Source organism: Spirosoma arcticum (assembly GCF_054779955.1).
In genome coordinates, this window is record NZ_BAAGXG010000009.1 from 1 (window position 1) to 26,089 (window position 26,089).

At 52.5% G+C, this 26,089-nt stretch carries 26 protein-coding genes; 19 read left to right on the forward strand and 7 right to left on the reverse strand.

Features of this window, described 5'->3' with window-relative positions:
* Positions 1-927 precede the first annotated feature (927 nt).
* From ACYVHB_RS20075 to ACYVHB_RS20150, 16 genes are all read left to right on the forward strand, one after another.
* On the forward strand, positions 928-1,509 hold the full coding sequence (locus ACYVHB_RS20075; RefSeq protein ID WP_461053575.1) for a DUF6597 domain-containing transcriptional factor: 582 nt from the start codon (positions 928-930) through the stop codon (positions 1,507-1,509).
* A gap of 3 nt (positions 1,510-1,512) precedes the next feature.
* Complete coding sequence (locus ACYVHB_RS20080) at positions 1,513-1,743, forward strand: helix-turn-helix domain-containing protein (RefSeq protein WP_461053576.1); 231 nt, start codon at positions 1,513-1,515, stop codon at positions 1,741-1,743.
* Between the two features lie 83 nt (positions 1,744-1,826).
* On the forward strand, positions 1,827-2,171 hold the full coding sequence (locus ACYVHB_RS20085; RefSeq protein ID WP_461053577.1) for a hypothetical protein: 345 nt from the start codon (positions 1,827-1,829) through the stop codon (positions 2,169-2,171).
* A gap of 426 nt (positions 2,172-2,597) precedes the next feature.
* A complete protein-coding gene (locus ACYVHB_RS20090; RefSeq protein ID WP_461053578.1) occupies positions 2,598-5,918 on the forward strand; it encodes an ATP-binding protein in 3,321 nt (1,106 codons plus the stop codon).
* Between the two features lie 167 nt (positions 5,919-6,085).
* Complete coding sequence (locus ACYVHB_RS20095) at positions 6,086-6,823, forward strand: hypothetical protein (protein WP_461053579.1); 738 nt, start codon at positions 6,086-6,088, stop codon at positions 6,821-6,823.
* A 137-nt stretch (positions 6,824-6,960) separates the two neighbouring features.
* A complete protein-coding gene (locus tag ACYVHB_RS20100) occupies positions 6,961-7,308 on the forward strand; it encodes a hypothetical protein (RefSeq protein ID WP_461053580.1) in 348 nt (115 codons plus the stop codon).
* A gap of 66 nt (positions 7,309-7,374) precedes the next feature.
* Positions 7,375-8,082, forward strand: a complete 708-nt coding sequence (locus ACYVHB_RS20105) for a hypothetical protein (protein ID WP_461053581.1) — start codon at positions 7,375-7,377, stop codon at positions 8,080-8,082.
* 130 nt (positions 8,083-8,212) lie between these two features.
* Entirely contained in the window at positions 8,213-9,508 is a 1,296-nt protein-coding gene (locus ACYVHB_RS20110; RefSeq protein ID WP_461053582.1) for a hypothetical protein, read from the forward strand.
* 23 nt (positions 9,509-9,531) lie between these two features.
* Positions 9,532-11,340, forward strand: coding sequence for a T9SS type A sorting domain-containing protein (locus ACYVHB_RS20115; protein WP_461053583.1), 1,809 nt, complete (start codon positions 9,532-9,534; stop codon positions 11,338-11,340).
* A 19-nt stretch (positions 11,341-11,359) separates the two neighbouring features.
* Positions 11,360-11,920 carry a hypothetical protein gene (locus ACYVHB_RS20120; RefSeq protein WP_461053584.1) on the forward strand — a complete coding sequence of 187 codons (561 nt, stop codon included), beginning with the start codon at positions 11,360-11,362 and terminating at the stop codon, positions 11,918-11,920.
* A gap of 12 nt (positions 11,921-11,932) precedes the next feature.
* Complete coding sequence (locus ACYVHB_RS20125) at positions 11,933-12,349, forward strand: globin family protein (protein ID WP_461053585.1); 417 nt, start codon at positions 11,933-11,935, stop codon at positions 12,347-12,349.
* A gap of 168 nt (positions 12,350-12,517) precedes the next feature.
* Complete coding sequence (locus tag ACYVHB_RS20130) at positions 12,518-12,943, forward strand: GNAT family N-acetyltransferase (RefSeq protein WP_461053895.1); 426 nt, start codon at positions 12,518-12,520, stop codon at positions 12,941-12,943.
* A gap of 657 nt (positions 12,944-13,600) precedes the next feature.
* Positions 13,601-14,137, forward strand: coding sequence for an META domain-containing protein (locus ACYVHB_RS20135; RefSeq protein ID WP_461053586.1), 537 nt, complete (start codon positions 13,601-13,603; stop codon positions 14,135-14,137).
* A 103-nt stretch (positions 14,138-14,240) separates the two neighbouring features.
* Positions 14,241-14,819 carry an RNA polymerase sigma factor gene (locus ACYVHB_RS20140; RefSeq protein WP_461053587.1) on the forward strand — a complete coding sequence of 193 codons (579 nt, stop codon included), beginning with the start codon at positions 14,241-14,243 and terminating at the stop codon, positions 14,817-14,819.
* Positions 14,800-16,131: a hypothetical protein gene (locus ACYVHB_RS20145; protein ID WP_461053588.1), complete on the forward strand. Its 1,332-nt coding sequence runs from the start codon at positions 14,800-14,802 to the stop codon at positions 16,129-16,131. The genes ACYVHB_RS20140 and ACYVHB_RS20145 overlap by 20 nt, the downstream gene beginning before the upstream one ends.
* 219 nt (positions 16,132-16,350) lie before the next feature.
* Positions 16,351-16,602, forward strand: a complete 252-nt coding sequence (locus ACYVHB_RS20150) for a hypothetical protein (protein WP_461053589.1) — start codon at positions 16,351-16,353, stop codon at positions 16,600-16,602.
* 303 nt (positions 16,603-16,905) lie between these two features.
* Here the strand turns inward: ACYVHB_RS20150 and ACYVHB_RS20155 are convergent, their stop codons facing one another.
* Both ACYVHB_RS20155 and ACYVHB_RS20160 read right to left on the reverse strand, forming a co-directional pair.
* Positions 16,906-17,568 (reverse strand): NADPH-dependent F420 reductase, encoded by a 663-nt coding sequence (locus tag ACYVHB_RS20155; RefSeq protein ID WP_461053590.1) that lies wholly within the window; start codon positions 17,566-17,568, stop codon positions 16,906-16,908.
* A 277-nt stretch (positions 17,569-17,845) separates the two neighbouring features.
* Positions 17,846-20,518 carry a TonB-dependent receptor gene (locus tag ACYVHB_RS20160; RefSeq protein ID WP_461053591.1) on the reverse strand — a complete coding sequence of 891 codons (2,673 nt, stop codon included), beginning with the start codon at positions 20,516-20,518 and terminating at the stop codon, positions 17,846-17,848.
* A gap of 185 nt (positions 20,519-20,703) precedes the next feature.
* On the opposite strand from ACYVHB_RS20160, the gene ACYVHB_RS20165 reads away from it, so the two are divergent.
* Both ACYVHB_RS20165 and ACYVHB_RS20170 read left to right on the forward strand, forming a co-directional pair.
* Complete coding sequence (locus ACYVHB_RS20165; protein WP_461053592.1) at positions 20,704-21,879, forward strand: hypothetical protein; 1,176 nt, start codon at positions 20,704-20,706, stop codon at positions 21,877-21,879.
* 334 nt (positions 21,880-22,213) lie between these two features.
* A complete protein-coding gene (locus ACYVHB_RS20170; protein ID WP_461053593.1) occupies positions 22,214-22,567 on the forward strand; it encodes a winged helix-turn-helix transcriptional regulator in 354 nt (117 codons plus the stop codon).
* A 31-nt stretch (positions 22,568-22,598) separates the two neighbouring features.
* On the opposite strand, the gene ACYVHB_RS20175 is transcribed toward ACYVHB_RS20170, so the two are convergent.
* The 3 genes from ACYVHB_RS20175 to ACYVHB_RS20185 form a co-directional block, all read right to left on the reverse strand.
* The gene (locus tag ACYVHB_RS20175) at positions 22,599-23,177 is read right to left on the reverse strand and encodes a DUF6273 domain-containing protein (protein WP_461053594.1); all 579 of its coding nucleotides are present in this window, start codon (positions 23,175-23,177) and stop codon (positions 22,599-22,601) included.
* A 161-nt stretch (positions 23,178-23,338) separates the two neighbouring features.
* On the reverse strand, positions 23,339-23,923 hold the full coding sequence (locus tag ACYVHB_RS20180; RefSeq protein ID WP_461053896.1) for a pentapeptide repeat-containing protein: 585 nt from the start codon (positions 23,921-23,923) through the stop codon (positions 23,339-23,341).
* 176 nt (positions 23,924-24,099) lie between these two features.
* Positions 24,100-24,306 carry a helix-turn-helix domain-containing protein gene (locus tag ACYVHB_RS20185; protein WP_461053595.1) on the reverse strand — a complete coding sequence of 69 codons (207 nt, stop codon included), beginning with the start codon at positions 24,304-24,306 and terminating at the stop codon, positions 24,100-24,102.
* A gap of 135 nt (positions 24,307-24,441) precedes the next feature.
* Between ACYVHB_RS20185 and ACYVHB_RS20190 the strand changes: the two genes are divergently transcribed.
* Positions 24,442-25,176, forward strand: coding sequence for a helix-turn-helix transcriptional regulator (locus tag ACYVHB_RS20190; protein ID WP_461053596.1), 735 nt, complete (start codon positions 24,442-24,444; stop codon positions 25,174-25,176).
* 5 nt (positions 25,177-25,181) lie between these two features.
* Here ACYVHB_RS20190 and ACYVHB_RS20195 read toward each other — a convergent pair whose 3' ends face one another.
* Together ACYVHB_RS20195 and ACYVHB_RS20200 are read right to left on the reverse strand one after the other, a co-directional pair.
* The gene (locus ACYVHB_RS20195; protein WP_461053597.1) at positions 25,182-25,553 is read right to left on the reverse strand and encodes a SnoaL-like domain-containing protein; all 372 of its coding nucleotides are present in this window, start codon (positions 25,551-25,553) and stop codon (positions 25,182-25,184) included.
* Between the two features lie 84 nt (positions 25,554-25,637).
* Positions 25,638-26,003 (reverse strand): VOC family protein, encoded by a 366-nt coding sequence (locus tag ACYVHB_RS20200; RefSeq protein ID WP_461053598.1) that lies wholly within the window; start codon positions 26,001-26,003, stop codon positions 25,638-25,640.
* Positions 26,004-26,089 lie beyond the last annotated feature (86 nt).

Below are 26,089 nucleotides of genomic sequence, written 5' to 3' on the forward strand. Positions count from 1 at the left end.
GCTAAAGAAAGCTATTCTTTGTATTTTTAAAGAGTATGGTTCAACGTACACCATCAATTTCACAAAACTCATTATGAAAAATACTCAAACTAATATCGAACTTAATTCTGCTTGATTACTTAAACTACTCCCATTGATTAAAGGGCATTTATCCACCAAGCTAAATAGGCAGTCGAAAAGGGCAGAGCTGTCATAACAAACAAATGATTATCGACAGACAGTGCTGGTCAGCTTTTTTTAGACACGAAAAAACTAAAAACGCGTTCCTAAGGCTTCTGGTATAGGTTGCGTAACCTAACCTTTATATCACAGACCTTTTTCTTGAGGTACACGTTCCCCTCCTACTTTTACCGGCTGTTTTCGTCCAGTAAAAGTTGTCTTATGAAATTTATTGAGCTCATAATCTACAATCAATGAGTGATTTGCGCCAAGATTCTCCGTCAATAAATTCGTTCAGTAAATCCTCCGATTCCGGCTGAAATAGTCCAAGATGTGGAAAGGAAATGAAGCAGGTTTTTTATTCCCTGGCTTCGACCTCGCAGTGGCGCCCCACTCCGATTCTAACCGACTGTATCGAAATAATTAGTCAATAACAAAGCCGAATCCTTTGACTTTAAACGCGGCTTTTTGCTGTAGTGTACCGACGAGAACACCTCATTAAGTAAGTGAGAACAATTTCTAATGCCCAGAACTCTAAAAAATCGGAACGAACACCAGCGATGTTAAACAACAGGCGAGGTATTTTCAGCAGCGCCTACAAAACGATGTAGAGCCATAGGCCCAACGGCTGGCTTTGAAAAAAGATTGAGCAAGAGTTAGATGGTGGCTAAACTCAATATTTCTTCGATCCGCAACCGATGAATAAAAAACGGATGACCGGTTATGAACTAACTGACTAACATTGAGGCAAAACGGCTGACCATTCTCATGTTTTACCGTAAGATCGCTCCATCCATTCACTTGTCACCCTACGTTGAATGTTACTTCGTATGGGAAAGAAGCGATGTGCTGGCAGAGCCCCTGCGCGTTGAGTCGCCCCCAAACGGCTATGCGTTAATGGTGTTTAACTACGGTGATGCGTACCGCGTTGACAATGGAAAACACAGCAGATTACTGGTTCCGCCCGCGTTTCTGGCGGGACAGGCCACACAAAGCTACGCACTGGAGTTAAGCGGAAAGATCGGCATGGTTGGGATTGTGTTCAAACCGTCGGGACTGGCTTCGCTGTTCGGGTTACCTATGTACGAGTTCACCAATGAGCGAATCAATTTAATCGACGTATTAGGAAACAGACTTCGAATCTTGCACGAGCGGGTCATACAGGCGGGGAATCCGACTACGCGCATTCAACTACTTGACCAATTCGTATATCAGCAACTGATGAAAAAGGGGAATGCGTTTGACCGGACGGATTACGTAGCCAATCTAATCATCGAGCGCAAAGGCGTTATCAACGTCAGCGAGTTAACGAACGAACTGTACGTTTGTCGGCGGCAGTTTGAACGGTAGTTTTTGCAGAAAGTCGGGGTAAGTCCCAAGTATTTTGCCCGCATTCGGCGAGTAAGTTATCTCTGCGCTCAACTCGCTAACCAACGCTGGCAGGTGGCTGACTGGCACGACCTCATCTACCAGTGTGGTTATTACGATCAATCGCATTTTATCCGCGAGTTCACGCAGTTTTTAGGCAAACGACCAACGATCTACATTAAAGACAACCACAAACTGGCCCAGTATCAGTCCTGAGCGAATGTCGCATTTGTACAATAGCACGCCCAAGGGCTCTCATAGCTTTGTCGTCGAGAATCACCTCTTTTTTACTAAAAACGATGAAGCAACGCTTAATCCTGTTGAGCCTGCTGGTGCTGACAATCACAACCAGTTACGCTCAGAAGCTCTGGACTGAGGCCGTCCGGCGCAACACGGTTGATAACCTCAAACGCACCCGCGACGAGCTGACGCGGGAAACTGAACAGCTGACCGATGCGCAGTGGCTTTCGTTGCCATTTTCGGGACACAAGTCCAGGATTTTATGGGCATTCCTAACCAAGGCTTGCACTTCGACAGTGACCACATTTTTGTTTTCTGCTTCGACCGAGCCGACCGCATTACGCACCTGGATATCGACTGGGAGCACGCCAGTTTCTGCAAACAGTTGGGCGCTTCGCAGGTAAGGTTTAAACAAACCAAAAAATAGTACCGGTTGTCGGCCGCAATGTCGATCCTTTCGAAGATGGGAAAATAAAGGCCTCCGTGGCACGGCCGGTAAGGCCAATCAAGTAAAGGTTTTGTTGGCAAGCCACTCGTTACACCAGTTATTTCAGCCTTATTCTGCACTGTTCTACTGGCCCATACGGCCTGAGAAACATTGATTGTTTTGTTGGTTCGGGTAGTGATTCTGTCACTTCGACCAAGCTACTACTGGATGGTTGTGAACCATCTCGTAAAACAGAAGTCATGCCGAGTCGTAGCATGACTCCTGCCCGTGCATACTGGACTGCCGACTTCTCCTTTCACTAAATCGCTCGCGGACTGATGCAAAACCTTGTGATATTTCTATCGGCAGAAGACACTGAACACTATGTTTTACATTGGTAACGATGGCTACACGCTTTTTGCTACTGCTTTGTTTGCTCTGTCGTACAGGAGCCACTCCGTTGCTGGCCCAGACTGGTGTTGCTCAGGAAACGGTAAACCGACACCTTGAACGGGCTGAAAAACTCACCTCCTCCCAGCCTGAACAAGCGTTGACGGCAGCTCAAACGGCCCTGACGCTGGCCCGAAAAAATCACCTGACTTTATCCGAAGGGAAAGCCTATCATCGGCTGGCCCGCATCTACGCCGAACGAAGCGACTACGCCCGTGCGCTTGAGGCAGGCAAGGTAGGCATCGCCATCTTCCATCGGTTGGGCGAGCACAAAGAGAGCTGCAAAATGTATATCGGGATGGGGATCATCAATCGGTATCTCAAATTATACCCTGCCAGTATCGAAGCCAACTTGCAGGCCGAAAAGATAGCGAAAGAGCATGCGTTTACCCCGCAGTTAGCAGCCATTTACGGCAATCTCGGCAACGTTTACTTCGACAAACTGGACAATGACCGGGCGTTACAATACCACCTAAAATCACTTCAAATCCATACGGTTCTTGAAGACAAACAGGGGATGGGCAATACGTACCATAACCTCGCCATGATCTACCGCATTCAAAAGGAGTATGACAAAGCCCTCGACTACTATAACCGATCACTGGCGATTGACCTAAAGAACGATAATCAACTCAACATCACCATTTCGTACAGCGACCTGGCCCGACTTTTTTTGGCAAAGGGTAATTACCGGGACGCCTTGAAATACGCGCAAAAGGCATTGATTATTGCCCAAAAAATTGGGGCCAAAGACCTCGAACAAGGAGCGCTGTCGCTACTGCCACTCATTCATGCTGCGTTAGGAAATCAGGAGCAGGCACTACAGTATCACCAACAGTACGGACACCTTTCGGATAGTTTGCAGTCGGCGGACCTGTCGAAGCAGATTGCGGATATGCAGGCCCGCTACCAGGGCGAACAGAAAGACCGCGAGCTGAGTTTGCAGAACCTTCGCCTGCAAGCCCAGCAAGCGTCACTAAGCCAGCAACGTACGCTGATTGCCGCACTAATCGCCTTCGTGCTTCTGACTGGGCTAATTAGCTATCTGCTTTTTAATCGGTACAAACTCGGGCAACGCAACCTGAAGCTTTCGCTGGAAAATGAACAGTACCGGCTTTCGCAAAGCCTGCAACTCCGGCAGGAGACCGACGAAAGCATTCATTATTTTTCCACATCGCTCTACGGTAAAAACACGGTAGATGAAATCCTGTGGGATGTCGCCAAAAACTGCATTGCGCGCTTAGGCTTTGTCGATTGTGTGATCTACCTGCTCAACGACGAGCAGACGGCCCTGGTCCAAAAAGCCGCCTACGGCAACAAAAATCCGGAGGCCTATTCAATTCTGAACCCGCTGGTGATTCCGCTTGGGGAGGGCATTGTGGGGAGTGTAGCCCGAACGGGTAAGCCGGAAATTGTAACGGATACCACCCAGGACCCGCGCTACGTACTGGACGACGAGCAGCGGTACGCTGAACTTGCCGTACCGCTGCTATTGCAAAATAAGGTGATTGGGGTCATTGACTCGGAACATCCCGAAAAAGGCTTTTTTAAAGAGCATCATCAGGAAGCCCTGCAAACCATTGCCGCTATTTGTAGCAGTAAAATTGCCCAGGCTATAGCCGATGAGGAGACAAAAAAGGCCAGAATCCTGCAACTTGAAGCAGAATACATCAAAAAGCTGGACCAGGTTAAGTCACAGTTTTTTGCCAACATCTCGCACGAGTTCCGCACTCCGCTTCAGTTAATCCTGGCACCGCTCCAGAAAAGGGAAGCCATCAGTCCGGAAGAAACCCACATGATGGAGCGCAACGCCAACCGACTGCTTCGGTTGGTGAACCAACTGCTCGATCTGGCCAAGGCCGAAATGGGTATGCTTACGATGAACCGCCAACGGGGCAACCTGATTAGCTTTCTCCGGCAAACCGCGCAGTACTTCCAGCCGATGGCCGCAAGCAAGCAACTCCAGTATCAGATTGACCTGCCTGATACCGAATGGGTAGCGGAGTACGACCGCGATAAGCTCGAAAAGATTGTGTACAACTTATTGTCCAACGCCATCAAGTTTACCCCGGCGGGTGGAGAAGTAATGGTACGCGCCGACGTAGAAACCGAAACCGGACTTCGGCTGGTCGTCAGCGACTCGGGTATCGGCATTCCCGAATCGCTGCAAACCCGCATCTTCGACCGTTTCTACCAGGTTGATCCCTCGCAAACGCGGACCTTCGAGGGGAGCGGTCTGGGACTGGCCCTGGCCAAAGAACTGGTCGATCTGTACGAAGGCTCGATTAACGTAGCGAGTCAGCCTGGTTTGGGCACCACCTTCGTGGTCTGGTTACCGATGAAAGCCGACGCAGTGCAGAACGCCGACGGGCTGGACGTGTTACTACCCGCCACGCTTGTCGGCCAAACTCTCGGCACCAATGTGACCACTTCCGGCCCGTTGGCGGAGGCCGAGCAGACCGAAGCAGGCGGAGAAGACAAGCCCACGCTGCTGCTGGTCGAAGACCACCCCGAACTAAACGATTACCTCCGTCAGCAACTCGCCGACCGCTTTCGGGTCGTGCAGGCCATGCGGGGCGACGAAGGGCTGCGATTGGCCCGCCGGGTGGTTCCTGACCTGATAATTTCCGATGTAATGATGCCAGTAATGGATGGTTTTTCGATGACCCGCCACCTGAAAGAAGACGACCTGACCAGTCACATTCCGGTGATCCTGCTCACGGCCAAAGACGACGTCGACTCCCGCAAAGAGGGCTTTGAAGGCGGGGCTGAACAGTACTTAGCCAAGCCGTTTGCCCTGGACGAACTGGTGGCCCGCATCAACAGTGTGCTTACCCAGCGCGATGTGTTGCGTAAAAAGTACAGTCGCGAGGTGATGCTGCAACCGACGGGCACACCCATCCGCGACCGGGAAGCCGAGTTTCTGGAGAAAACCATTCGCATCATCGACGAGCACATGGCCGATGAGCAGTTCAGCGTGGAAGCCCTTCAGCGAGAAATGGGCATGAGCCGGATGCAGCTACACCGGAAATTGAAAGCACTCACCGATCAGTCGGCCTCCGATTTTATCCGCCATATCCGACTTCAGCGGGCCGCCGACCTCTTGCAGCAACCCGGCATCCAGATCGCCGAGGCTGCTTACCTGTCGGGCTTCACGCACCTATCGTATTTCTCGAAGTGTTTCAAAGACCAATTCGGTGAGTTACCGTCTGAATTTGTGAAACAAAAGGGCATGAAAATTACAGAATACCAATTGCAACTTACTGATTATTAGTACATTAAAATTGTTCCGTAAGCTCATGTTACATCCGTGCTATTTTTTGGGAAATGCGTGTTAGCCCCGGCCGAAGAGTCGGCCATACCTTTGTTGCCGTAAGGTATTCGCCGAAACACCTGTAAGCAGTAGGCAACTCATTTTTCTCTTTTTTAACCAGTAATAGTATGCAACCCGTAAAAGCAGCGATCGTTTCTTCGCTCTTCCTGATTACCGTTTTCGGATGCGAAGAAAGCTCCATCACACTTCAGGAGCCAACAGCCCGGACCGACCGTGGCTTCACTAACCCTCCTGGGGGAGGTGATTCCTTTCCGGAAGGTAATCCCTCTGACAAAGCCCCCAGTCCGGGTGGGTTACCCTACCCAACGATCACCAAGCAGACGTTCATTCCTGACTACGATCTGTGGGCCCAAACCAAGTGCCACGCCTGGCGGATTGAGTGGCCGAACTACCCGGCGGGTACCGATCCCAACAAAATCCCGACGGTGTTTACGCTATCGAACAGTGCGCTCAACAGTTTCGATTACCTGAACGGCCGACCGGCCATTACAACGTACAAGACCAATTTCAACCTGTATCACAACGCCCAAATAGAAATGTCCGAAACACTGTGGGATGAGCTGATCTACTCGTTTGGGGCCGGTGAAGAGATGGAGAGCATCTGGTTCAACAAGGTTACTATTTCGGTCAAAACGCTCGAACACTGGGTGACTGAGCGGCCAGCCCTTTTCGAATCCAACTGGGTGGATAACAACCAGGAGCCTCCGGTGTACCAGCAGGGGGATGTCTTCCTGTTCAGGCTCTTCGGCGTCACGCCCGCCGACCCGGATCGCTACGGCGGTATCCGCATCGTCTCCATGACACCGCGTATCATCGAGGTGTATCTGGCCGTACCGAATAACTGAGTCGGCCTAACCGCTTCCCCACAACGTAGAAGGCTGTTTTGCCGGAGCAGGGTATCCTGCTCCGGGCTGGGGAAGCTATATCCTGTATTTTTTACTCTTAAACCAATAAACTGTCAAATCACAACACAAACCAAATCATGAAAAAGTCACTTTTTTTCCTTACGCTGGTAAGCTTCCTGACGACGCAAGCCTACGCTGCGCCGACGAGTCCCCGCAAAACCAAAGCTCCGAAAGCTACCCTGGAGCAGCAGTTAGCGAACTACATTTCGTACCCCGACGCGCTCCGACCGACCCAAAAGGCGGGCATTGTGGTGATTCAGTTCCGGGTCAACGCCGAGAACAAACTCTGTCAGTTAGAAGCGTTCAGCCAGAACGAGCAGCTTAATAACAGTCTGATGAAGCAACTCATCGGTAAACGATTGGTCGGCTACGGTAGCGATACCACCGAACGGCACACGGTGCGGCTCCGTTTTCAGCCGGAGTAAGGTACCCGCCGAATCACCTGTAAGCAATCGGCACAACTCTTTTTCTCTTTTTTAACAAACATTACCATGCAACCCGTAAAAGCAGCAGCAGTTTTTTCCTTTCTTCTCATTGCCCTTTGCGCCTGTGAAGAACCGCCGATCACCCGTCAGGAGCCGCAGGCCAAAGGTGCTCGGGGATTCACGCCCCCCAGGCGGGAAAACGACGGGGACATTACGACCAGTCCGGGCGGGCAACCCTACCCGACGATCACCGAGCAAACGTTTATTCCTGAAGATAGTCAGTACGCCCAGCTCAAAACGCTCACCTGGCGGATTGAGTGGCCGAACTACCCGGCGGGTACCGATCCGAACAAGATTCCAACGGTGTTTACGCTATCCAACGGTGCGCTCAACAGTTTCGATTACCTGAACAGCCAATCGGCCTCCAACACGTACAAGACCAACTTCAACCTGTACCACAACGCCAAATTAGAAACAGCCACTACGCTGCTGGACGAACTGCCCCGCGTGTGCTGTCCCGGTAATCAAATGGAAGCCACCTCGTTCAACCAGGCCCATTTCTATAATCCGGTCCAGACCATCCAGCATATAGTGACAGAGCGGCCGGATCTGTTCGAAAGCTACCATGTGGATAACAGCCAGGAGCCTGCGGTATACCAGCAGGGTGATGTGTTCTTCTTCAAGCTGACCGAACAGCATCGCTACGGTGCTATCCGCATCGTCTCCATGACGCCCCGTATCATTGAGGTGTACTTAGCCGTGCCGAACATCTAAACCGGCCCGGTTGCGGCCCCGCTAAGCAGTCACTATGTGTTCCTCAACGGCAGGGCTATAGTCCCTAAACTGGCGAAGCTATGCCCTGCCGTTTCTAACTTTTTAATCAAATACCTTCTTTTTTTTAGCCATGAATAAGTATTTCGCACACCTCTTTCTGAAGGCATATCTTGTGGGCCTTCTATTCAGCTCCCATCAACTACTGGCCCAGCAATGGATGACATCTGGTAACAACCTCTACACGGCGACCAATGTGAAAGTCGGTATCGGCCTCACCGGACCCGCGCGGAGCCTGGAATCGTTTCAGTTAGGAGAAAATTACATCCGCGTCACTTCCTATGGCGGTGCATCCTTCTCCAGCTACGCGGCAGGTCTCGAACTGAAGCGAAGTTTAGGCGCAACCTCTACTACTTGGTCCATCAACAACGAAGACCATTTTCGCATCCGGCACAATGGCGACCTGATGTTTGCCATGGACCCCGACATGGCCCGGCTGGGCATCAACCTCGATAATCCGGTCGTATTCACCATCTACGGGAAAAACGTCACCAGATCGGGTAATTATATGGCGGACGGTGCCCTGCGCCTGCACTCGAAGGTGGGCGACAACACCCACATGCTGACCCTCGACGGCAACCAGATGGAAAGCAGCGATCCGCTGTACCTGAACAACGAGTCGGACAAGGATATTCTGCTGGCCAACGGTGGAGGGCGCGTAAAAGTGGGTACGACGGACAACGAAGCCCGGCTGAGCGTGGCCTCGGAAGGTGATATGCAGCTCAAGCTCATCAACCCCGGTGGTGGTGGTGCCGCCTGGCGGATTGGGGTAGCCAACAGCAACTGGAGTGCCGGGGCGGGTAAATTAGTGTTCTCGAAAACAGCCAGTTCCGACGACGCCACGATGGTGATTACGCCCGGCGGGAACGTGGGCATTGGCCTGACGAACCCTTCTAAAACACTGCAGGTCAACGGCACCACCAGCACCAAAATCCTGGAAATTACCGGCGGGTCGGACCTCGCCGAACACTTCGACATCGAAGCGGGCGAAACGCTGCTGCCGGGCACGGTGGTGAGTATCGACCCCGACAAACCGGGGCAACTACGCGTAGCCCGGCAAGCGTATGACAAAACGGTGGCAGGCATCGTGAGCGGAGCGGGCGACGTGCAATCAGGCATGCTGATGGGGCAGGCTGGAACGCTCGCCAGCGGGCAACATCCCGTTGCCCTGACCGGCCGGGTTTATTGCCGGGTCGATGCACAGTACGGCGCCATCCGGCCGGGTGATTTGCTCACCACCTCGCCCACGACCGGGCACGCCATGAAAGCAACCGACAGCGGGCAGGCGCAGGGGGCCATCCTCGGCAAAGCGATGACGTCGCTGGAAACGGGCGCGGGCTTGGTACTGGTGCTGGTTAGTCTTCAATAAGGTACGCTAAACCAGCAGAAAACATGAAACCAATCAATCTCTTGCTCATAGGACTAATCGGCCTGTTCAGCGTGCCAGTGGTAGCCCAGAAAATAGTGCCGCATTCGTTCCGGCATCAGGCAGATACGTCGGACCGCAATCAACTCCGGTTCCTGACGCAGGTGACGCAGCCGAACACGACCTTTCTTCGGCTGTATTTTACGGGTACACAACTGGGCGAAGGCAGTTATTTAGTGCTGGAGGGTGCTGATGGTGCCCGGCAGGAACTGAAGAAACAGGACCTCGAAAACTGGCACTACAGCTCGGCCTATTTCAATGGCCACTCGGTGAACGTATCGCTGTTTGCCGCTCCCGGCGACCGCAATACGGTCAGCATTAGCGGTGTGAAGGCAAGCGGTGAATCGGCCAATCTGACCAAAAATGCCCGTCAGGCCACGCAAACGCAGCAGACCGCGAGGCAGTCGGCGGCCTCCACCTCGGCGAACCTCACCGAAACGTACCCGTATGCCAAAGCAGTCGGTCGGTTCACCAACGGCTCTGATTCGTACGGCACAGGTTGGATTGCGCCCAACGGGGCCATCGTGACATCCTGGGAAATGTACGATATGTACCTTGGGAATTCTGTGTTTTCCCCAGCTCCTTTCGACGTCATCGAATTCAACGTGCCTCCCTCGGTCAGCGGTACAGTCATGCACCCTTCGCCCCAGGACCAGTACCCCTTGAAAAACCGGAACCTGCCCCGTTGGAGCTTTATGAACTTTAAGGATGAACCCAAGGCCTTTAGTTATGTTCCCAAATACGGCTGGGTTATTTTTGAACCCCTGCCCAATGGAACCGACCTGCGGCCCGGCGAACGCCAGCAGGAATACTTTCGCATTTCAACCAACCCGAGCAATTATATCATCGACGCGAAGGGGGGCGGGAATATTCCGGTAGATATTTTCCATTACGGAAACGTCAATGGGGATAACCTGGAAGGCAGAACCATCTACCGGACCTTGCAGGTAACGCAGACATCGCTGGAGAAGCAAAACGATTATCTTTCAAACCCCAACCGCGACCGGTTTGTACTCTACGACACGCCTGACTTCCTGGGGAGCGACGAGGGCGCGCCCATCACCTACCATGGATCGAACGTGGCGATTGGTGTACATAACGAACAGCCTGGCCAATACCCAACCTTCGGCGTTCCAGGGTGGGGCCTGGGGTTTAGTGACGATGCGTTTCGGAACGAGGTGAGTGACTTCTACGCATCCAATTCTGTCTACGTGGACCCCGAAGGACTGTCCGACCCCGGCACCGGGGAGATTCACAAACCGTTCCGCACCGAAAACAAAGCGGCCAGCGATGCCCCCGCCGGGGCGCAGGTGTACTTCGCCCGGGGCGAGTACCGCGGGCCGTCCACCTTTAACCGGCCCATGACCCTGCGGGCACCGGTGGGTAAGGTCACGATGGGGGTACCTTTTTCGTCAGCTCGCAAAGCGGCTGAGTCATCCATCGCCCGGAACGTAGTGATGGCCGAAGCCTTGGGTGCTCACTCGCGTCTGGAAAGACCGGAAACGGCGGAGAAGGTGCGGGCGTACCCCAACCCGTTCCGGGAGCAGACCGAGATAAAATACCCGTTTGCCGAGGGAGGTCCCGTATCGGTGGACATATTCAACACGGCTGGCGTACCCGTTGCTACGTTCACCCGGAACAACGCAGCATCTGGCCAGAACGGGGTGCAATGGAACGGCACCGACCAAAGCGGGAGACCGGTTCCCACCGGGTTGTATCTGGTGAAAGTGAACAACGGACGTCAGACGTTCACCACCAAAGTGCTTAAACAATAAACCACTTACTATTTCCAAAATGGAAACAATCATGAAAAACTCAGCTACAGCCCTTCTTTTGGGCATCGCATTAGCGGGCACAACATTCGCCCAGGCGCCGTCGCAGGAATCGGCGGGAAAAACAGGCAAGACCCGGGTGGCAGTGGTCGAATTCACCCCCGGCCCCAACGCGCCGGGGATGTCGGTCGAAACCAAGCGGCATCTTCAGGCCGGTACCGCGTTCGCCCTTTACCAAAGCAAGCGGTTTGACGTCGTGGATGTCAGGCACACGAGGGATGCGTCGAAAGCCGATCTGGTAGCGGTGAACGGAGCTTCGACGGACGCTGCGGTGCGGGTCGGCAAGCAACTCAAGGTCAGTTATGTGCTGACGGGGACGGTCGTCGACTACAACACGAAAGGCTCCGCCACGCTCAAAACCCGGCTCGTGGAGGTTGCCACGGGAAAGGTCAGACACGCCGGCGAAACGTCGCAGCAGAGCACCAGCGCCATGACTACCGGCGGTGATGCTGAGATGATGACGAAGGTGCTGAGACCGCTGGCCCAGAAGCTGACGGCCACGCTCGCGGCCGAGACACTTTAAAACACCACAACCATGACGTTTCACCAAATTCAACTCATTAAAGAGTTCTATCAACGGGTAGCCGGTCTACCCGTTGAAACCGTGGGGCAACTCTTCTATGACCGACTGTTCGCCACGGCGCCGGAGGTTAGCCCTTTGTTTAGTCGTACGTCGGTGCCCGAGCAGTCGAAGAAGCTGCTGGCTACGCTCACCTACATTATTACCCGACTCGACCGGCTCGACAGTGTGGTAACTGACGTTGAAGCTCTCGCCCGCCGACACGTACACTACGGCGTTCAGGAATATCATTACGTTCTGGTAGGACAGGCCCTGCTCTGGACGCTGGAACAAGGCTTGGGCGAAGCCTGGACACCTGAGGTGCAGGCAGCCTGGCAGGCTTGCTACACCCTGCTGTCGGAGACCATGATTAATGCCACCGTAATGGCCTGATCGCCCACCCGTTCTTCTCACGGGTCTAAGCAGAAGCGAGGCTACGGTCTCGACTGAATTGCTGGCAGACAGCCCCTTCGGCATTAACTCGTGTGGAGGTAAGCTACGGCAATCAGACATGAATAACTATAATGCGTTATCCTGATGAATGTCGAAATCAGAAGATTGATGCATGGTGAGGTGGATCAGTTTAATGAACTGATCCACCTATTCCGGGACGTTTTAGAAACCGACATGGTAGCGAAAGCTCGGCCCGAACACCTGCAACACCTGTTAGCCCGTCAAGATTTTATGGTTGTTGTCGCCCGGTTTGTCAATCAGGTCGTTGGTGGCCTAACGGCCTACGTCTTACCGCAATATCGTTCGGAAAAGCCGGTGGTTTACCTGTATGATATTGCAGTTAGCGCAACCTATCAGGGGCAGGGCATCGGTACGAAACTGCTAACTCAGTTGATGCAATACTGTCGCAGTCTGGGTGTAGAAGAGCTGTTTGTACAGGCGGATCAGGAAGACGCTCAGGCCATTGACTTCTACCGGGCAACGGGCGGTGTTGCCAGGCAAGTAATTCATTTTGAGTACACACTGAATGAATAACTCAGACTGTCTTGTCCTTAGTATTCAATAGTGCCTGCACAATCAGGTGATTTCAGGACGGGTCACGACCGTTTTCGGTCAATAAATGGGTTGCTAATTCTATTAAATGAACTCGTTATTTTGCGATCAATGAATGGTTTGTATCAGTATGGGCTACTGCTGGAAATCGTTCATAAAAACCTCTGATTCCGGTCCGGGCTGGCCAGGATGTGAATGGGAGTGAAACAGGGCTTTTATTCCCTTTCCAATCGGCTGTACCGAAATAATCAGTCGAGTAAAAAGCCGCGTCCAGCTTCTGCTGACGCGGCTTTTTGATTCAGTTTAGCGTACCCGACCAAATCACCTGATTTGTGGGCTTGTGAGTATCGCCATGTCGGTAAACGACACCCATACCCACAATCCCTCCGTCTATCGACAAAACGATGTCGTTTATCTCAGCCACTTGCCCGTTTAATCTGGTGACCAAGCTTCAAGCCATCCTTAGATCAGTTAGATGCGGTGGTGGGCTACCCTGCGGTTAAAGGGAACGCCTATAAACAAGCTCACTACTCGTGAAAAAGCCGTAGGCAGTTTGCGTCTCAAAATTAATTGGTCATCCCTGTAGCGTTTAACCGATCCGCTTCGTCATGGCATTGAAAACCAAACTTCTTTACGTCCATGAGAACGTTGCAGTTTCCCCGTCAAACAAAAACCTTACTGGCCTACTCGTTGGCCCTTTGCACCCTGTTGACCACGTATGCCTGTCAGGAGCAGTCGGCTACCCCATCGCCGGATTCGTCCACCATCAGCGCGGCTGACTACCGGGCCATGCGGGTCAGCTTCACGGCACTGGAAGGCGACTGGTGGCTGACCACCTACCAGAACGCGTCCCTGCCACAACACCTGCAAAACAAAGCATGGCTTCGGTTAACCAAAGAATCGGCTGATGTGCTACGAATGGGGGGCGTAGGCTTTCCTAATCATTACGGGGGTACCTTCCGCTTGGACGAGGCCAAGGGATTAGTTGTCCTGACCGATCCTATTTTTCAGACGTTGATTGGGGGGTCTGAGGAGCAGATGAAAGCCGAAGGCCGGTTCCTGGATGCCCTGAGCAAAGCCAAAACGTTTGAATTAACCGATAACGGTCAGCTTAAAATCTACACGGGCGAGAAAGGCAACCCGGCTACCGAGGTGCTGGTGTTTACCAAAAAGTAGTCAAGCGCCCCTTCCCACGTGAATAGCCAAACGAATTGATTACCACCTGGGTCTATGGTATTCATAGACCCGTTGGTTTTTTAATATCCCTAACCGACTCGGCATGACGCCGGACACTTCGCCCTTTGAGAGACAACTGATCGAGGAATGCCAGCATGGCAGTGTCAAACATCAGGAAATGCTCTACAAGCATTTCTTTGGTTTTGCGATGGGAATAGTGTTGCGCTATACGACCGCCCGCGACGAAGCGATGAGCATTGTCAACGACAGTTTTATGAAGGTATTCGCCACCATCGACCGTTACGTCTTCGAGACCAGTTTTCGGGGCTGGCTGCGCCGGATTGTAGTCAACACGGCCCTGGACTACTACCGCCGATCCGCCCGATACGAAACAAGTACGGTTCGACTCGATGAGTCCGAGAGTCAGTTGGCCCCAAGCGACGCGGGCATTATCAGCCAGCTCACGGCGGAAGCTATTCTGTCCCTATTGGCCCAGCTTCCGACTCATTACCGAATCGTGTTTAATTTGTACGAACTGGAAGGGTATACGCACGAGGAAATTGCCGGACAACTGGGCCTTTCGGTCAGTTCGTCGCGGGTCTATCTGACCCGCGCCAAAGAGCAGTTGGGCCGCTTGGTAAAACAACATTTTCATCCCATCGATGGACGATTCAGTCAATAAGCAACTGGCCGACCACCTTCGAGAGACACTCGACGGCTACCAGACTCCGTATCAATTAGGAGCCTGGGAACAGTTTGACCGCGCCCGCCAACCGACTAAACGGCGATTGGGAGCCTGGTATCGCTACGTGGCGGCTGCCAGTGTGCTGGGAGGGATGCTGTTGGCTCCCCTTTGGCTGGACGATGCCCCTCTACCGTCGCCAACGACATCCGGCTCGGTAGCAGATCGGGTAACTCAGCCAGGCAAGGCGTCCGCCCTAAACAAGCAATCGCCATTGTTACCAGCGATTATGGATACCGCATCCAGAGGACCGGCTGTAGCCGTGGGCCAGCGTAAGACCCAAACGCGTCCGGTACGTACTGGTTCGTCGTTCAATTTGGTAGTGAATAAAACTACGCCCGATGCGGCACCGCCCGTCGCCCGGTTTATGCCGACGAACAAAACCGAAGACGATAATTTAATGAGAAAATCAGGTTCCGATAGCTTAGGAGTCAGTAGACAATCGGTAACTGTCACGTCAAACAGACCAACAAATTCAGTTGTCAGCGAGTCAGGTCAGCCCCCAGCCGCACCCGTTGTCAGTGGAACAACGGCTACCCAAACGACGCTGATCTCGGTTGCCACGGCCTTAACCATGACCGAAACAGCCGCTCCCGACAAGGAGCGGGAACGACGTCGGGCCGTTACCTGGAGCCTCGCGCTGGCCCCCCAAACGGCTTACATCCCTAACGGGCATTCGTCGCTAACGCTGGGCGGGGGCGTCGTCTCCGACATTGCGCTGAGCCGCCGGTTGAGTGTGTCGACGGGTCTGTCAGTCGCGCAACAGACCGTGGGTATGTCTCCCCCTGTCAATCAGGTCATGACCACATTGGGTCGGCAACTGACGGGGACAAATGCCCGCTTTGTGCTCATCGACTTGCCCCTGAATCTGACTTATCGGGTCGGCAAACGAACAAAGCCCCTCTTCCGGGTTAGTGCAGGGTTGTCATCCCTGGCGTTTCTACGTCAGCAGTACACGGATACGTATCAAATACCCCAAACGCAGGTAACGCAGGTAATTGGCCCGAACGGACGACCACAGACCGTGCTGCAAACGACGCTGATCGAGGCCGTTCAAACCCGGCCGAGGGGCCCTTTCGGGGGCGTCTATTGGGGGCGGCTCCTGAATCTGTCGGTCGGCATTGAGCGGCCCCTGAGCCGACGGACGGTGTTTGCCGTAGAGCCTTATTTGAAGTACCCCATTGGTCCGCTCACTCAGGAGAATTTATCCATCGGATTGGCGGGCGTGAGTGTACGGGTTGGTATTCGTTGATGGCATCTGTATTTCACGTTTATCCGGGAACCGACATGCGCTGATGTAGTCGTTGTTTCGACACCCCTGAGCGGCTTCCGGCGGTCGTTGCCGTGCATCTAAATAGCCGCGTAAAGAAACTTGTCAGATTCACGGTCTTTTCGATAAAAAAGCAAGATTTCTAAGATTCAAGCAGACTGAGGCTGTTTCCTTTGTCCCCAACACCGTCCCGGCTAACCAATGCATCGTGTCAGCAACCTGTTCGGTAACCAGCCCGTTGAGCCAATTCGGAGTCAACATTTGTACCAGACTGATTTTTACGAGATCAAAAGCTGGGTGTTCGACCTGGCCGGTCAGTACCAAACCAGCGAAGTGTACAACGACTGCTTTTACTTGGTACTCGTCAATAATGGGCGTTTGGCCGTGGATTTAGCCACGAAAGCCTACGACCTGCATACGGGGCTTTTTAAAACGGTGATTGATTTGGTATAAACTTGCCGACTAAACCCCTGCTCCCCGAATGAGATGCCGTAGCTACAACCGCTCGAACACCTGCTGCTTGTAATAGCGACCAATCATGGTATTGGGTGCGGTTAAAATTGAGACTTTTTAAGGGTTCTGATTTTCAGCTATTTTTTCGAGACAACAGAACGAAGAAGGCCATGAGACGAAAGGCTTTCCAGCTTCTGACCGCTCAGACGGCCCTGTGAGAACTTAAAGCGCACCGCACCGGCTACCTGGCAATAGTGCCCTGGAGCTATCCAGCCACGCGTTGGCCCGCTCAACGCCCCTACTTTATTGTCGTGGGCCAAATGGCTGGGTAGGAGCCTCCGGTAGAATCGTTGCAGAAAATGTTATATTAACACCCTGTCCGCCATCAATCATTAGATAACGAACTAAATCAGCAAAGCTTTCCAGAGATTTGGCCAAACACAGTGGCCCACAGTCCAGCGGAGTTAAGCCAACCTCAGAGATCAGTTGGGCGACGGTTGTTTTCGCTGCCTGATCGTCTCCGCACAGTAGCCCTGCCACGCGCTGAGCACGTAGAAAATCGGTTGGGTGATTATATGTTTCCTGCGCTACGGTGTTGAATGCTTTGACCACGAGTGTAGTTGGCAGGTCAATTTGAAACCGCTCCGCGTAGGACTGTTCGACCGGTGGAAAATTGTAGTCGGGTGGAATTTCACTGTTATTACAGTCGATTAGAACTTTACCTGCCCAATCGGTCGCGGGGGCCAACTGACTCGGCAGAATGTCCCGCAGGCAATAAAGGAGAACATCACCAAACCGGATCGCATCCGATAGGGTACCGGTTTCTACCGGCACCGTGGCAAGTTGCTCAATTGACCGATGCGTATTCAGATCTCGGGTGCCAAAGAAAACCTGATGGCCTTTGGTGGCCCAAAGTAAGCCTAAAGTGCGGCCCATGTTGCCGCTACCGATAATTCCAATGTTCATGACAGCTTCCTGTTGTGATCTCATCTGTTACTATTCTGCTAAAAAGAATACTAAGAAAATTCAGCAAAATGCTCATGTCTGTTCCATTACCGGAAGGCATAAGCAGTCATTATATCAGCAGATTGCACGGGTCAGCGTAAGCCTTACTCATTCGTTTCGGCTGTTAACGGGTTATCATTGACCCAAGCTCAAAGGGTCTTAAAAGCGATCTTTGTCCGCATTTGAGACCCGTTGTCGCGGCTTTTTGTTTTACGGTCTAACCCTTTCCTGTCATTGTTTAAGGCGTATCGATTTTCTCGACGCCCCCTTTCACATCATCGTTGCTAATGGCTTTGCGGGTTGGCTTGACCGGCTCAGCGCTTTGTTTGCCCAGTCGGTAGCTAAACGTAATCCGGGCACCAGCGTTGTAGTAACTCGTCACCGTGTGCTGGCTGAAAATTGGTGACACTAACTCACTATGTACATCGAAGGGGTGATTGAGGAAATTTTCAGCGGCCAGACCAAGGCTCCCGCGCTTGCTGGCAAACTCTTTCTTAACGCCGAGCATGTAAAAGGTAAAGCCACCCTGGTACCCCTGCAACTGAACCTGCCGGGCCAGCAGCAAGCCAAACCCCTGGATGGTCCATCCTTTTTTGAGTAGCAAACCGCTGAATACCCGGCCGGCCAGCACCCAGCCCGAATTCCTGCTGGTATAAATGGAATTGGCACCTCGGTCGGTCAGATACACGTAGTACACATCCAGTCCGCCACCCAGTTGCCAGGTTGTGAAGAAGGTGCCGTTTCCGGTTAGATTAAGACCATACGCCTGCTCCTGACCAATGTTTTGGTAGCTGGTGCGAATACCGGTGGCCCATCCGGGGGAGCTGGTCGAAGCGACTGCGATCCTGACCGAGTCACGTACCGGCTGGATGGCATGGGTCGTCAACCGGGCAAATAGAGACGCGTTGACGTACAACCGGTTGATGGTCGTGCCCGTACTTAGCTCCACATTGTGCGTTGATTCCGGGCCCACCAGCGGATTGCCCTGAATAATAGTCAGCGGATTGGCCCTATTCAGGTTAGGATTCAAAAACTGAATTCCGGGCCGCTGTAGCCGACGATTATAAGTTAGCTTGATCCGTTTTCCGCTTTTAAGGGCTTTTGAGAGGGCAAAGCTGGGCAGCCAGCTACCGTAATCCGGTACGGGAAACAGGACGAGGGAGCCATCCGCTTCAGCCGCTGTCGGTTGATCGTGCGCACGAATCGCGGTGTGTTCGTACCGAAGGCCCAGATGAAGCGTGTATTGTCTGGGAAACGAAAGCCGGTAGGAGACGTAGCCGGCCAGCACGTTCTGCCGATAGCGTAATCCATTAGAGAGATACAGCGGATTGATCACGAAACTGCTTTGTCCGCTACTGTCCCATTGGTTAACGTAATCGCTGTTTACCCGCCGAAAAATCGCCTTGACGCCCACCTCCAGTACCGGGTCCGCCCCCGCCCGGTGCAAAGCCGGAGCCATTTGGTAGTCAGCCTGTAGGGTTGTTTCCCCATTCAGGCTGGGATTTTCATTCCGGTCGCGACGGCTCACCCGGTTCAGATTGACCGGGCTTAGTTGGTCGACCGTGAACTTATTCGTGCGGTCGTTCCGGCTGTAAAGCGCCAGCAGGCTGAGTTCCCGCCGGGGTTTGAATACGTGCGTGTACACCGTATTGACATCCACACTGCGTGACAAGTCAAGGGTCACGACATTGCGCACGTCAGCGAGGGGGGCAACTTGACCGATACTGAGCGATTGGGTAGTCAGGTGGTCCTGGGTGGCGTAGTTGTTGCGGAGTCCGAAGCGGACGCTGGTCGCCAGCGTGTTGGTTTTGTTCAGGTCGTAATCCCATCCGAAGGTATACTGCCCCGACTGGGCGCGGCTGCGGGTATCCGCCCGCTGATTCGCTATCGTCGGGCCAGTGGTTTGGGTATTGGCAAACGTGCCCCTGATGTTGTAGTTTAGCCAACCCGAACCGCCCAGCGAAAAGGCCATCTTACCCACGCGCAAACTACTGTTCAGACTTAGACTGCCCCCCCGGTTACCCAGTCCGGTATCCAGGCCCAGGGAAAACCCCCGCCCCGTATTTTTCTTCAGGACGATGTTAATGACTCCGGCTGATCCTTCGGCGTCGTACTTAGCTGAAGGGCTGGTGATGACTTCAACGGCTTTGATCTGATCCGCCGGTAGCTGCTTGAGGGCGTCGGCCATACTGCCCGCCACTAAGGCAGACGGTTTATTGTTGATCAGCACCCGCACGTTCTGGCTACCGCGCAGGCTGAGGTTACCCTCCAGATCGACCGTCAGCAGGGGTACTTTCCGCATAATGTCGGTGGCATTGCCGCCCTGCACGGTTACGTCTTTTTCGGCGTTGTACACCAGCCGGTCGTCTTTTTCTTCAACTAAGGATTTCCAGGTAATCACCTCAACCGCCTTCAGTAAGCGCACGTCGGGCCGCAACCACACGCGACTCAGTTGAACGTCCGGTTGTTGGGAGGTTATGCGGAAGGCAATCTGTTTGGTTTGGTAACCAACGAAGGAAATCCGGAGCCAGTATCGACCAATGGCTAAGTTGGAAATGATAAACTGACCCTGGGCGTCCGCTGTGGTACCGCTCGTGAGTTGGCCTCGCTCCGGCGTTAAAACGGCGACCGTCGCAAACGAAACGGGCTGGTGTGTCGCTGAGTCCAGCAGAGCCCCCAGCACCCGGCCGCCCGGACTACTGCTGTCACGCGGGCTGACCAACCGGTCAGGAAGGGCAACCGAATTTCGGTCGGCAACGGTATCGCGGGGCAGCCCCGTAGCCGCTTGCGCGGGGGTTGGCCGGTTCGCCGGCAACAAGGGGCCCGTTGGCGCAACCTGAGCCATCAGCGGGACGGCTGTGAGCAGCAGGCTCGTGACTCCATAAACAAGCAGCAAGGCGTTTTTCATCATCGATTATTGTTTCGACAAAGCTGCGCTGAGTGAGCCAGAACCGGCGGAATTGGGGCGGAAACGTGACGGAATTAGCCAATTCCGGTTAATTTTACCGTTGTTGCAACGGGTGAGGGCGGGTTACTGACCGGACCGGATGGTTCGTGCGCGACTCGTTTCGCCAGCCGATAGATTTATGGTAATGAATGGATGAGTTTGACCGGCGGGTGTTTGCCCACCTGCTGCAGGCGGTGGTGATGACGTGTTTCGACCGTCCGCTGAGCAGCCCGCTTTCTGAACCGGACAGTAAGCACTTAAGCAATGCCATCCTGGAACGTACGGGGCTGGTCATCGGCTGGCGAAGCCTGAAAAACTATACCCAGTTTCTGCTGGCTGGCGCGCCGGGTAAGCTGGAAAACCCATCGGTGGCTACCCTTGATACGTTGGCCCGCTACGTGCTGGGTGCCCCCGCTACGACTGAAACGGAGCGCAAGAAAACCGAGGAGCACTTTCCGTACTGGTTTCGTTACCGCGAACAAGCGGACTTGCCCGCTGACCGCTCGCCTTCGGTAAGCCGACGTAAACCGCAACCGATTCATTGGGGTCTGATTGTTGGGCTGCTGATAGCCGCTGTCATCGGTGGGGTATTCGTGTTTCTAAAGCCAAGCCCAACGCAGCTACGGGAAACGTTTCAAAACTCTGACGAAGCAGACCTGAACCGGCGTGGCTGGTTTGTTCAACGGAAGAATACGCGCTTCTGGAATCGCCGGGCTGAGAAGCCTGGCTACCTGAGCTTGTTTACCCTCTTCGGCGATACCTGGCCCAAAACCGGCGAGACGGTAGGCGTACAGAATCTGTTGCTTCACCGGGTTGAGACTGATTGTTTCCGCGCCGAAGTGCATTTCAAGGACTTCGTACCCGGTGGCAACTGGCAGCAGGCCGGGCTTATCCTGATGGAAGACACGCTGTTTACGGGTAAAAGCATTCGGCTGTCGCTCTCGTACAATAATTATTTTGGCGGGTACGTCAAACCGGGTGAGGTGCTGATTCAGGCCATTGCGTCCTATGGTGAACAGGACACTAATCTGGAAGAGTTCGTGCATCAGCCCTTATTTGCCCTGGCTACTGCCAACGACCGGCGTATCGCCACGACGAATCTGAAACACGTTGCGTTTCGGGTCGAGAAGCAAGGGCGAACGTTCCGAATTCTTTACTCCGCCAGCCCGGTCGACAATTTTTCATTCAAAGAAATAAAGACGTATGAATCGGACATAAACCCGCAATTCATCGGGCTATTTGCCTTGAAAGGATTTGTGGATACAACGGCCGTTATACCCGTTAGGGTTCGTTCTTTCCGTCTGGATGGCCAAGGGTGTGATTAAAGGCGACGATTAACGATAGACTCGTCAAACGTTGTCTTCAATGAAGTGATTCTTAGCGTGGTAGCGCACTTATACGCTATGCACGTTCGACCAACTCAAACTGTGACGACCACTTTACCAAAATGCTGACCAGGTTCTGGAATCGGTAAATCAACTACCGTGAGGTGGTCGATGCCGAAGCGGGGAATGTGCAGGGCTTTCATGGCTATGTACGAAAAATGACAACTCACCACAAATAACAGTCGCTGCTATCAGTGCATCAAGTATGCACTTTTTTGTGCCTTACGTACCCAAACGATACCAAAAACAGGATCAGGCACATAAATTTGTCATTATGGCAAAAAAGACGACGGCGGCTTCCTCCGCGTTACCCCGCTGCTGCCTTGACTACGCCTTTCAGCGCATTGGTGGTAAATACAAAGGTCGAATCATTGCCCTGCTAAGCGGTGATTCGGTACGCTACGGGCAGCTTCGCCGATGCCTGCCCGACATAACGCCCAAGATGCTGACTCAGGCCCTGCGCGAACTGGAAGCCGATCAATTGGTGACGCGTCACGTGTACCTGGAAGTACCGCCCCGTGTCGAGTACTCGCTGACGTCCAGCGGAGCCGGACTGCTGCCGTTCATTGACCTACTCAAACAGTGGGGGGCTGAGCAGATGCTTCTCCAGGGCATTGCATCCATTTGAGGAGACCTCTCGTGCAGGTGAAAACTAAGGTTTAATCTTCCAGCTTCAGCCACAAAGCGGGACGAACACCGCCCCCGTCTCTGGGTCTGCCGTAAACGCCGTTGCCACGGACGTAGACATGTCCATTGGCGCTGATGCTCGCGGCAGTGCGCCCGTAATAACCGGGTGATCGAAGCCGCCACCAGTGAAAATCACTGCCATAGGTTGCTTGTCGGCTTCCGTTGTTTTCGTCGTCTATGTGCCATTTTTGACTGCCTTTATTCAGCAATTTTTCACGGCTATCGCCAAAACACGCGCAAACTTCATCCAGACTAAGCAAAAACAGACTGTCCGTAGTGTCTGTACCTCCTTTTGTATTGAACCACGGGTTGTCGGAATTACGGTTTACTGCGGTAATAATTCTTTCTTTTTCATCCTGGTTAAATGTATCGTAAAATTCATTATTAAGGTATTTTCTTAACTCGCAATCGGCCCATGTTGTCTCGACAAATTTTGTGTGATACCAACGCAGCTCCAGTATACTTTCGGTAATAATCAGCACTTTACCGTCTTCAACGGCAAGTACCCGCCAGTTACACTTGCCGAAGATTATTATATCGTCTTTGACCATTTTTTGTATATCCTTGTATGATTGAAAGAGTTATGTTTCAGGGTTTAATCATAGAGCAAGCTGACTCTATTCTTATACCTATTGGGGTGATCTGGTTTAGACGGATTTCGCGGCACACTAAACCAGACTACCCCACAAATCCGAAAGTCGGCGGATTGCACCTACAGAAAACAAATGTTGGTACGAATGAAGGGAGTAAAGGCAGACAGGTAGTTTATGACGAATAGTTTGGCAGATTCAGGTAGTATGACAATTCGCATGAGTACGGCAGCGGTTAGCTTATCCATCGTCGCGCTGTCAAAGCACATGGGTTTTTTCTTAGCCATATGCGCCGAACGGAATGATACATTCCTGAGTGTTGCTCCTTTAAACGTAACGTCGTTGAGGGTCGTCTCGTCAAACTTGACACAAACAAAGGTTTGCCCTTCTAAGCACAGCCCCCGCAAATCGGAATGCCGAAAGTCAACACCGTTGAAGCGACAATTTTCGAAAATTGTTTTTCTTAGGTCCGTAGCGGCCAGTTTAACATCGGTCAGCGTTACTCCGCTGAATGTTGCTCCGTCCAGCCCCGATGCGCTGAAGTTGGTGTTTACAAGGATGGATTGGTTAAAACTCGCCCCCTTAAGGTCAATACCCGATAAGTTACAGTCAGTCAGGTTAGGTCCGTCAAAATTGGCTTCGCGCAGGTCGCTGCCCGCAAACGAACTGCCCGTTAGGTCTGCACCCGCAAGCTGGAGGCACGTAATGCGCTTCCTGCGAAATTGCCTTTCCGGGCAGTAACACCCGCGAAATCGCTCTCTGGTAGGTTGCTATCGCTAAAATTTGTTAGTAACTCCGGTTCGCCGGAGGGGTTATCAACCGCCTGAAACGTTCGCTCAGTACGTTCATTGGTCGGTTTAGAAGTTGTTGGGGTGGCGGCAGATTAGAAGCTTTCTGAGAAATAATTCAGATCAACCCCCAGAGTTTGCGATAGTCGGGTTAAGGTGACGATGTCTGGTAATGATTCCCCGCGTTCCCATTTGCCAACGGCTTGCGGGCTAACAAAAACTTGCTGCGCCAGTTGCAGTTGAGACAGATTTGCTTTCTTTCGTGTTTCGGCAATCTTGCTACCAATCAGCTTAGTTTCCATAAATAGTAGGTTGCTTTTCGCTTAGCAAAGGTATTGGGAGGTATTTCCAGAATCAGAAAAAGACAACCACTTGTGGTTGTACTGACACTACTTTTAGTTGTTATTGACAGCTATCAGTACGATTTCACTCAGGATATGGACATAGAAACAAAGCGAATTTCGCGGCTAACGGCCATATTGACGCAGTTACAGTCCCGCCGACTCGTAAAAGCGCCCGCACTGGCCGACAAGTTTGGTGTCAGCGTCCGAACAATCTACCGGGACATAAAGACCCTGGAACAGGCCGGTGTTCCCATCGTATTAGAGGACGGGAAAGGCTACAGTTTGATGGATGGTTACCGGATTCCGCCCGTTATGTTTACGGAGTCAGAGGCCAACGCGCTGTTAACGGCGGAGCTGATTATTCAGTCGAGCAAAGACACTTCACTGATCGCGGAGTTTACGGCAGCGGTGGCCAAAATACGGGCCGTTATTCCCAAAAACGTCCGAAATAAGGCAGAGACGCTTGGGCAAAAAATGGCTGTTACGAATACGTACATTGACCGTTCGCCCAAAAGCAAATACCTGTTAGAAATACAAAAAGCCCTGGTTGACTATCTGGTGCTTCAGATTGATTATACCAGTAAAGAGGGCGTAAAAACGCAGCGAAGCCTGGAGCCATTCGCCCTGTATAGCAGTCAAAATAACGACTGGATACTGGTTGCTTTCTGCCGGTTACGCCAGGATTTTCGTTCCTTTTCCCTAACGAGCATTGACCGGTTGCTGACAACAACGGAACATTTCGAACCTCAGAAAATGACGTTTGTCCAATACCGGGAAAGAATTGACGAGAAAGAAAAAAGCCGCTGCCCACTACGGGCAGCGGCTTGAGCGGCTCAGGCAAAATCGTCGAAAAAGAACTGTTCTTTAACAATCTTGCCGTTGCGGACCTCAAAAACACCGATTTGCTCTTTATTCTTTCGCGGCTTGCCCCTCATCGTTACGTCCATGCCCGTCATCATCGAGAAGAAGAACGTGGACACAACTGGTTCGCTCATGTAACTACCGTGCATGGTCTCAACCTGGGAGAAGAAAAGACCTTCTTTTTGTTGGAGGGCTTCGATGCCGGTAACCACCAATGGGAGATTGGTATCGTTTTCAGGCTCAATACTAACCGCATCGGGCGCGTAGAGTTCGTTTTGAATTTGCTCGTACTGATGCTGCTGTATGAGTTCGTAGTACCGTTTTGCGACTTCCTGTGTTGTCATGGTTCAACCGATTTAAATGGATGATGGGCAAAACTAAGTTGGGCAGTTGACAGCAGTATGTCAGGGGTATCGGTCAGCGATGCATTAATCCTGATCTCCTGTTGGCTGGCTACGCGAAAACTCCATCAGATTTCCATCTGGATCGAGGGAATAGAAAGTGCGTTCGCCCCAGGGTTTGTCTTCGGGCGGGCTCTGCACCGGGAAACCATCCCGCTGAAAATCAGCGTACAACTGATCCACTGCTTCGACCTCAAACTCTAAGTGAAACGGCGGCATGATGTCTAACCGCACTAAGTTCAACTCGTTTTTACCCAGTTGAAAAATGGCAATGTGTCCGGGCTGATGCATCACTAACCGGGCTCCCGGAATACGCTGGTAATAGGCCATCGACTGCTCCACATCCTTGACGTGAATCGCAAATTTGTCTAAACTGATTGATACAGGGTTCATATTTGTATCATTTATGATGTTTATAAGGCAAAAGTACAACAGAAATGATTATAAATCAATCCTGTTGTAAAAAAGTCTATATTGCA

Coding starts and splice junctions, on each gene's coding strand:
- ACYVHB_RS20090 (WP_461053578.1), top strand. CDS start 2,598: ATGGCTACACGCTTTTTGCTACTGCTTTGTTTGCTCTGTCGTACAGGA.
- ACYVHB_RS20125 (WP_461053585.1), top strand. CDS start 11,933: ATGACGTTTCACCAAATTCAACTCATTAAAGAGTTCTATCAACGGGTA.
- ACYVHB_RS20095 (WP_461053579.1), top strand. CDS start 6,086: ATGCAACCCGTAAAAGCAGCGATCGTTTCTTCGCTCTTCCTGATTACC.
- ACYVHB_RS20100 (WP_461053580.1), top strand. CDS start 6,961: ATGAAAAAGTCACTTTTTTTCCTTACGCTGGTAAGCTTCCTGACGACG.
- ACYVHB_RS20110 (WP_461053582.1), top strand. CDS start 8,213: ATGAATAAGTATTTCGCACACCTCTTTCTGAAGGCATATCTTGTGGGC.
- ACYVHB_RS20200 (WP_461053598.1), bottom strand. CDS start 26,003: ATGAACCCTGTATCAATCAGTTTAGACAAATTTGCGATTCACGTCAAG.
- ACYVHB_RS20185 (WP_461053595.1), bottom strand. CDS start 24,306: ATGGAAACTAAGCTGATTGGTAGCAAGATTGCCGAAACACGAAAGAAA.
- ACYVHB_RS20075 (WP_461053575.1), top strand. CDS start 928: ATGTTTTACCGTAAGATCGCTCCATCCATTCACTTGTCACCCTACGTT.
- ACYVHB_RS20085 (WP_461053577.1), top strand. CDS start 1,827: ATGAAGCAACGCTTAATCCTGTTGAGCCTGCTGGTGCTGACAATCACA.
- ACYVHB_RS20160 (WP_461053591.1), bottom strand. CDS start 20,518: ATGATGAAAAACGCCTTGCTGCTTGTTTATGGAGTCACGAGCCTGCTG.
- ACYVHB_RS20170 (WP_461053593.1), top strand. CDS start 22,214: ATGGCAAAAAAGACGACGGCGGCTTCCTCCGCGTTACCCCGCTGCTGC.
- ACYVHB_RS20155 (WP_461053590.1), bottom strand. CDS start 17,568: ATGAACATTGGAATTATCGGTAGCGGCAACATGGGCCGCACTTTAGGC.
- ACYVHB_RS20150 (WP_461053589.1), top strand. CDS start 16,351: ATGCATCGTGTCAGCAACCTGTTCGGTAACCAGCCCGTTGAGCCAATT.
- ACYVHB_RS20175 (WP_461053594.1), bottom strand. CDS start 23,177: ATGGTCAAAGACGATATAATAATCTTCGGCAAGTGTAACTGGCGGGTA.
- ACYVHB_RS20165 (WP_461053592.1), top strand. CDS start 20,704: ATGGATGAGTTTGACCGGCGGGTGTTTGCCCACCTGCTGCAGGCGGTG.
- ACYVHB_RS20145 (WP_461053588.1), top strand. CDS start 14,800: ATGGACGATTCAGTCAATAAGCAACTGGCCGACCACCTTCGAGAGACA.
- ACYVHB_RS20115 (WP_461053583.1), top strand. CDS start 9,532: ATGAAACCAATCAATCTCTTGCTCATAGGACTAATCGGCCTGTTCAGC.
- ACYVHB_RS20105 (WP_461053581.1), top strand. CDS start 7,375: ATGCAACCCGTAAAAGCAGCAGCAGTTTTTTCCTTTCTTCTCATTGCC.
- ACYVHB_RS20195 (WP_461053597.1), bottom strand. CDS start 25,553: ATGACAACACAGGAAGTCGCAAAACGGTACTACGAACTCATACAGCAG.
- ACYVHB_RS20120 (WP_461053584.1), top strand. CDS start 11,360: ATGGAAACAATCATGAAAAACTCAGCTACAGCCCTTCTTTTGGGCATC.
- ACYVHB_RS20190 (WP_461053596.1), top strand. CDS start 24,442: ATGGACATAGAAACAAAGCGAATTTCGCGGCTAACGGCCATATTGACG.
- ACYVHB_RS20140 (WP_461053587.1), top strand. CDS start 14,241: ATGACGCCGGACACTTCGCCCTTTGAGAGACAACTGATCGAGGAATGC.
- ACYVHB_RS20130 (WP_461053895.1), top strand. CDS start 12,518: ATGCATGGTGAGGTGGATCAGTTTAATGAACTGATCCACCTATTCCGG.
- ACYVHB_RS20135 (WP_461053586.1), top strand. CDS start 13,601: ATGAGAACGTTGCAGTTTCCCCGTCAAACAAAAACCTTACTGGCCTAC.